At 65.3% G+C, this 6,240-nt stretch carries 8 protein-coding genes; 2 read left to right on the top strand and 6 right to left on the bottom strand.

Going from position 1 to position 6,240, the window contains the following annotated elements; all coding sequences use genetic code 11:
* Window positions 1–458, top strand: a 458-nt coding sequence (locus GVV86_RS17530) for an SGNH/GDSL hydrolase family protein (protein WP_484793017.1), incomplete at its 5' end; no start/stop codon positions are given.
* 173 nt (window positions 459–631) lie between these two features.
* Here GVV86_RS17530 and GVV86_RS17525 read toward each other — a convergent pair.
* The 6 genes from GVV86_RS17525 to GVV86_RS17500 all read right to left on the bottom strand — a co-directional run bounded on the left by GVV86_RS17525 (window position 632) and on the right by GVV86_RS17500 (window position 5,343).
* Window positions 632–988, bottom strand: a complete 357-nt coding sequence (locus tag GVV86_RS17525) for a YciI family protein (RefSeq protein WP_159619520.1) — start codon at window positions 986–988, stop codon at window positions 632–634.
* 412 nt (window positions 989–1,400) lie between these two features.
* Window positions 1,401–2,609, bottom strand: coding sequence for a cysteine desulfurase-like protein (locus GVV86_RS17520; protein ID WP_159803540.1), 1,209 nt, complete (start codon window positions 2,607–2,609; stop codon window positions 1,401–1,403).
* Window positions 2,610–2,676: 67 nt separating this feature from the next.
* Complete coding sequence (locus GVV86_RS17515; protein ID WP_159803539.1) at window positions 2,677–3,567, bottom strand: ketopantoate reductase family protein; 891 nt, start codon at window positions 3,565–3,567, stop codon at window positions 2,677–2,679.
* Window positions 3,568–3,970: 403 nt separating this feature from the next.
* Window positions 3,971–4,192 carry a GNAT family N-acetyltransferase gene (locus GVV86_RS17510; protein WP_425513944.1) on the bottom strand — a complete coding sequence of 74 codons (222 nt, stop codon included), beginning with the start codon at window positions 4,190–4,192 and terminating at the stop codon, window positions 3,971–3,973.
* On the bottom strand, window positions 4,189–4,539 hold the full coding sequence (locus GVV86_RS17505) for an ArsR/SmtB family transcription factor (protein ID WP_159803538.1): 351 nt from the start codon (window positions 4,537–4,539) through the stop codon (window positions 4,189–4,191). Before GVV86_RS17505 ends, GVV86_RS17510 begins: the two co-directional genes overlap by 4 nt.
* 63 nt (window positions 4,540–4,602) lie before the next feature.
* Window positions 4,603–5,343 carry an aquaporin gene (locus tag GVV86_RS17500; protein ID WP_159803537.1) on the bottom strand — a complete coding sequence of 247 codons (741 nt, stop codon included), beginning with the start codon at window positions 5,341–5,343 and terminating at the stop codon, window positions 4,603–4,605.
* Between the two features lie 45 nt (window positions 5,344–5,388).
* Here GVV86_RS17500 and GVV86_RS17495 point away from each other — a divergent pair, with 45 nt between their 5' ends.
* Window positions 5,389–6,060, top strand: coding sequence for an arsenate reductase/protein-tyrosine-phosphatase family protein (locus GVV86_RS17495; RefSeq protein ID WP_159803536.1), 672 nt, complete (start codon window positions 5,389–5,391; stop codon window positions 6,058–6,060).
* The last annotated feature ends 180 nt before the right edge of the window (window positions 6,061–6,240 follow it).

The following is a 6,240-nucleotide window of genomic DNA, read 5'->3' as shown; positions in this document are numbered from 1 at the left end:
GCGCGACGGTCGTGCTCTTCACCGGGCCGGACGTACGCGACACGGTCCTAGGGGGGATGCGCCTGAAGATGGCGGTCCTCAATGAAAACCTCCGCGTCATCGCCGCACGGCACGACGCCTTAATCGCCGATATGTGGGCACTGCGGCAGCTTTCCGATCCGGGCATGTGGGCCGAGGACCGCCTTCACTTCTCGCCCCTGGGGCACCACACGGTGGCAATGATGGTCCTCGATACGCTCGCCGTGAACCACACCCTGGAACCGATGCATGCCAAGCCGCTCCCGCCGAGGACCTGGCGCATGGCCCGCACCGAGGATGCTGTCTGGGCCCGCGAGTACTTGGTGCCGTGGGTGCTGCGGCGGCTGCACAACCGCTCCGCGGGCGACGGGATCACTCCCAAGCGCCCGGAGGCGACGACGATCTTCGGTCCATGCATGCCCCCTGGTGCAGGAATTTAGAACGGCAGGAGAGCGGAAATACATCCAGGCGGTGCGCAGCGGAAAAGGACAACCTGCCCCGACGGGATGGCCATTCCTGAGAAACCAGAAGCGGAAATGAAAGCTCCGAGTAGGAGAAACACCTCGTGGTGACGCTCGCCGCAGGGCGGTAGGTAGCTTGTTGCGGTGGGGTTTCACGCGGTAGGAGTTGTGATGCCGCCGCTGTGAACGGGACGAACTTCGACTCCGCCGGTGCTTGTGCGGACTGCCGGGTTCAGGCGGGCGATCGCTATTGCGGCCTCAAGGTCGGGAGCTTCGAGGACATAGAATCCTGCCACGAACTGCTCGGCCTGCACGAAGGGGCCGGCTGTTGTGCCGTCTTGGCGAATAGACACGGCGGATGCGCGAGGGGTGAGGGCGTAAGCAAGGGACATCGACCCCGAGGTTTGAAGGTCCCGTGCGTGTCGGTCATTCTCAGCCAGTTCGGACTCTGCTGCTTCCACAGCATGAAGGGATTCGTCCGTGTAGATGAGGATGGCGAAGTGGGGCATCAGTCGGCCTTTCGATGAATCGATTGGTACCGCACCTGAGGCAAAAGGAGGATCCTCGCTTCGGGGCGGGAGACACCGCTCGATGAAGGTGTGGGGTGTGCCTACTGTACGACGAGGTTCTGATGTCATTGGTAAGTTCACGCACGATGTCGAGACGAAACACGTTAGACAAGTCACTGAGACGAAAAACCGCGAGTGAATTCGGGAGGCGGTTAGTCAGCGTCAGACTACTAAGCCTGTCCTGGATCGCTTTGGGTTTTCGAGACGCTCTGGAACGGCTCGGCGTCCGCGGCCGCTGCGGTCAGGTTGCTGGCCCAGGCACCCTTCACCCATCCGGACCGGCGGCATTCTGCTCGTCGTCCCGACAGGCATCGGCGCACAATCCGTGCAGCGCAGATACCCTCATCTCGCGCTAGGAAGCAAGGAACTCGCCGAGCGCGGCCAGTAGGCGGTCGACGTCATCGTTGTTGTTGTACGGCGCCAGACCTATTCGCAGGGCGGCGCTGTCCTCAAGATTCAGGCGGCGGAAGGCCTCGTACGCGTAGAAAGAGCCGGCCGGCGCCAGAATGTTCCGATCCGCGAGGAACCGGTAGGCGTTCGCGGAGGACCGGCCCGGGAAGGTCACAAGCAGTGTCGGTGTCCGGTCCTGGGCTTTGGAGTGCAGCGTGACGGCGTCGCCCAGATCGGCCAGCCCTGCCTCGATCCGGGAGCGCAGCGCGAGCTCGTGCTCATCGACGACGTGGGCGGATTTGAGAAGGCGCGCACGGCGTCCGGTCGCGGCGCCGGGCGCGATCGCGGCGAGGAAATCCACGGCTGCCGTGGCGCCGGCCATGATCTCGTACGGGAGGGTGCCGAACTCGAACCGCTCAGGAACCTCGTTCGTGGACGGCAGCAGCTTGTCCGGCTGCAGCGACTCCAGCAGCTCCGGGTCGGCCACGAGAACACCGCAGTGAGGTCCGAGGAATTTGTAGGGTGAACAGGCGAAGAAGTCAGCTCCCAGCGCCTTCACGTCGACCGCCGCATGAGCGGTGTAGTGCACCCCGTCCACATAGACCAGAGCGCCGACCGTGTGAGCGGCGTCGGCGATGCGACGCACCGGCGGTTTGGTGCCGAGCAGGTTCGAAGCGGCGGTGATCGCTACCAGCTTCGTGCGCTCGGTGATCGCGGCTGCGAGGGACGCTTCGTTGATCTCCGTCGTCTCCGGGTCAAAATCGATCCAGCGCACGGTGGCACCGACCGCGTCGGCTGCTTGCAGCCAGGGGCGGAGATTGGAGTCATGGTCCAGGCGTGAGACCACGACCTCGTCACCTGGCTGCCAGGTCTTGGCGAGGTGGCGGGAGAAGTCGTAGGCGAGCTGCGTGGCGCTCCGCCCGTAGACGACACCGCGAGGATGCGCCCCGAGCAGGTCAGCCATTGCCGCCCGGAACCCGCTGACCGCCGATTCGGCATTGCTCTCCGAGACCACTCCGAAGCCGCGGTTGGACAGCGGCCCGGTGATGGCATCGGCTATCGCGGCTCCCACGACGGCGGGGGCCTGCGTTCCTCCGGGCCCGTCGAAATATGCGGTGCCGCTGAGCAGGGCGGGGAAGTGCGCGCGGAAGGACTCGATGTCGAGGGTCATGTTGTCACTTTCTCAGGTGAGCGTCGAAACGGGAAACGGTGCGGGCACGAGCCGTGATGGATCAGTCTTAGAGGTTTGCTCTGATGGCGATGAGTGTCAGGTCGAGCAGCGGAGTGGGTTGCTGCAGCGCCTTCGCCCGGAGTGCGTAGTCGCCGAGGATATGGTCAACCTCCGATGGAAGTCCTGCCGCGAGGTCCCGGTACAGCGACGTGGTGAAGGAGGATCCCGGGTCGATCAGGAGCGCCACTGCCTGACGGTGCGCCGGATCCGATACGGGGTGTCCTGACTGGGTGGCGACGGCCTCGAGCTCCTCGATTGCCGCGCGAATCGCGCCTTCGCCGCCGGCGTCGAGTATGCGGCCGATGGGAGCATGGAACAGGCAGTTGACGACACTGGCAGCGGCGATGAACGCCCATTTGTCCCATAGGGCGCCCACCACGTCATCGGTAACCGAGAAGTCGATGCCCGGGACGTCGAGTGCGTCGCGGATGTCGTTCGGGATCGGAGCGTCTGTCAGGGAACCCACCACGAGTGAACTCATGGGCGTCTTCTGGTGAACGACGTACCCGTCGAGGGTCGCCACGATGCGGGCCAGCCCGCCCAGTACCTGTCCCGGATACGCTCCTTGGAGTTCGTCGATGTGCGCCATGCCGTTGAGGATTGGAAGGATGCGCGTGTTCGCGTCAATGAACGGGTGAATGTCTGTCACCGCGGAGGAGAAGGCTGTCGCCTTAACCGCGATGAGCACGAGATCGAAGGCCGGCGCCGTGTCGGAGGTCGTGAGCACCTGCACCGGCTGGGTCCGGTCGGCATCAGGGGATACGAACCGTAAACCGTCACGGCGCAACGCTTCTGCTTTGTGATCACGGACGAGATAGGTGACGTTCCTCCCTGCTTCCTGCAGCAGGGTTCCGAAGGCGCCTCCGGTGGCTCCTGCCCCTACAACGAGTATCCGCACAATGATTCCTTCTCCTTAATAACTAACTACCTGACGACCGATTCCCACCGCAGGCTGACCTGCACGATGAGCTGTTTGGCTCCTCTGCCCATTATCAGTGGCGGGCGACAGGCGGATGAACGCGCCAGCCGTCTGTAGCCGCGGGTAGCCTCTCGCCCTGACCGGCGGAACCTGGTGGCGTCGGTTGAGGCAAGACGAGCAGCCCGATGAGAAGCACCGCGGGAATCAGCAGTCGAAGCCAGAACTCAATCTTGCTCCGCCGTCGATCCGGCCCCCATCCGTCCATTAGCTCCTCTCGTTCACCCTCACGTGAACCCACCCAGTCCGTTACCTCGTCAGGTGGCCTCTGATCGCCGTTCAATGAGCAGGGTGTCCCGCCAGGGTCCTGCCAGTGGTCCGTGGGTCATGCGGGCGATGCGGGGGAGACGGCCGCCCAGCCAAGAATTCTGCCGTCCACGGTTTCGGCGACGAAGCGGTGCAGGGCCAACCTGGACCTATCAAACCCATCCCAGTCCGACGCCTCGGCCTCGGAGGTGGCGTGGCCGGTGTCGGTGCCCTCCTGGTAGATGTATCGGACGGCCGGCCAGTCCTCCTCACGCATCGGGCGGGCTGCTGCCGCGGTCAAAGCCGTGCGAGGCTGCCGGCGACGTCGTCCAGGGCGCCGGGAGTGAGGGAGAAGTAGGCCCAGATGCCACGCTTTTCACGCTGCAGCAGGCCCGCGTCGAGAAGGACCTTCAGGTGGTGGGACACGGTGGGCTGGGTCAGGTTCAGCGGGTCGGTCAGGTCGCAGACGCAGACCGTCCCGGCAGGTGCCGCCTTGATCATGGAGAGCAGGCGGAGCCGGTTCGGATCGGCCAGTGCCTTGAAGACCACTGCCCGCGCCTTCGCCTGGGCGGCATCCAGCGCAGGGGGCCCCGCCGGGGCGCACGATGCCTCGCCGGAGGCCGGAGCAAGGGCGGGCTGCAGGTTCATGCACCCATTATGGGGTATCGACGGACATCAATGTCGTCCGCTTTCTGCGGCCCTGCAGCGGAGTCATTTTCTGGCCAGTTGCCCATCATGGGGAAGCACGACGTCATCCGCGGTGTCGGAAGCGGAAGGAAACAGGACCAGGACCAGGACCAGGCCTGCCGCGGCGCCGACGAGCTGGGCGGCGATGAAACCCGGGACCGAGCCCGGGGCGATGCCGGCGAAGGTGTCGGTGAAGATCCGGCCGACCGTCACGGCGGGGTTGGCGAAGGATGTCGAGGACGTGAACCAGTAGGCGGCCCCGATGTAGGCGCCCACCGCGGGTGCGGCGAGGGCGCCGCGTTTGGTGGCGGCCAGGGAGAAGATCAGCAGGATCAGCCCGGCGGTGGCCACGACTTCGCCCAGCAGGTGCCCGCCGGTGGCCCGATGGGTGGTCGAAAGGGAGGTTCCTGCCTCGAACATGGCGTTCGCGGTGACGCTTCCCCCGATGGCGCCGAGCGTCTGGGCGAGGACGTAGATGCCCAGCTCGGTCAGGGTCAGCCCGGCCCCACTGCGCCGCTTGAGAATCCAATCGACTAGGGACACCGCCGGATTGAAGTGCGCGCCGCTGACCGGGCCAAAGATCAGGATCAGCACGGTCAAACCCAGCACGGTGGCGGTGCTGTTCTGCAGCAGTTGCAGCCCGACGTCGGTGGGGGACAGCTGCTGGGCGGCGATCCCCGATCCGACCACGGTCATTACGAGCAGGCTGGTGCCGAGGAATTCGGCCAGGGCGCGGCGCCACAACGGCGGCAGGGGTGAGGTCATGGCACCAGCTTGACTGACTACATTCTCTCAGTCAAAGTTGAGTCAATGAATACTGAACCAGTCGAACTCCGTCAGAGGGCCGCCAAGCATGCCGCTTTAGCGGATCCGGCGCGGCTGCGCATTGTCGATCTGCTGACCCTGGGGGACTTCTCCCCGACGGAACTGCAGGCCGAGCTGGTGATGCCCTCAAACCTGCTGTCCCACCACCTGCGCACCCTGGAGGAGGCCGGTCTGGTGACGCGGCACCGTTCAGAGGCCGACCGGCGCCGCAGCTACATCCGGCTTGCCTTCGGCGCCCTGGACGGCCTGATCCCCGGAGCCGCACACGGGGCCCGGCGGGTGCTCTTTGTCTGCACCCGCAACAGTGCCCGGTCCCAGCTCGCGGCCGCGCTCTGGCAGCGGGCAAGCGACATCCCCTCAAGCTCGGCGGGAACCCACCCTGCGGACCACATCGCCCAAGGTGCCCTCGACGTCGCCCGCCGGCATGGACTGGACCTCGCGGACCGAACCCCTCAGGGCCTGAACGAGGTGGCAGGAGAGGGGGACTTCGTCGTGACGGTGTGCGACAACGCCCACGAGGAACTCACGACCATGAGGGGGATCCACTGGTCCGTGCCCGATCCACTGCGGGCCAACACCGAGGAGGCCTTCGAGGATGCCTTCGCTGACATCTCCCGGCGCGTCCATGACCTTGCCCCCCGCCTCCACGCTGCCTGATCGCCACCGGGTCGCCCTGCACCACGGGCGACCCGGAGCGGCACCAGCCGGGCCACGTACAAATATTGACAATCATCGATTCCCCGTCCGATACTCCGTATATCGACATCCATCGATGCGTGTGGGTCCGTGCGGAGATCGAATGAACCAGCACCACCATCCCAAGCCCATCCCACCCTC

Source organism: Arthrobacter zhaoguopingii (assembly GCF_009828595.1).
GTDB classification, from domain to species: Bacteria; Actinomycetota; Actinomycetes; order Actinomycetales; family Micrococcaceae; genus Arthrobacter_D; species Arthrobacter_D zhaoguopingii.
The sequence above is the reverse complement of the archived record's forward strand: the minus strand, read 5'-3'. Positions and strand labels throughout refer to the sequence as shown.

What these genes read in the sequence shown, in the direction of transcription:
- GVV86_RS17525 (WP_159619520.1), bottom strand. Translation starts at nt 988, where the DNA reads ATGCCCCACTTCGCCATCCTCATCTACACGGACGAATCCCTTCATGCT.
- GVV86_RS17500 (WP_159803537.1), bottom strand. Translation starts at nt 5,343, where the DNA reads ATGACCTCACCCCTGCCGCCGTTGTGGCGCCGCGCCCTGGCCGAATTC.
- GVV86_RS17520 (WP_159803540.1), bottom strand. Translation starts at nt 2,609, where the DNA reads ATGACCCTCGACATCGAGTCCTTCCGCGCGCACTTCCCCGCCCTGCTC.
- GVV86_RS17495 (WP_159803536.1), top strand. Translation starts at nt 5,389, where the DNA reads ATGAATACTGAACCAGTCGAACTCCGTCAGAGGGCCGCCAAGCATGCC.
- GVV86_RS17505 (WP_159803538.1), bottom strand. Translation starts at nt 4,539, where the DNA reads ATGAACCTGCAGCCCGCCCTTGCTCCGGCCTCCGGCGAGGCATCGTGC.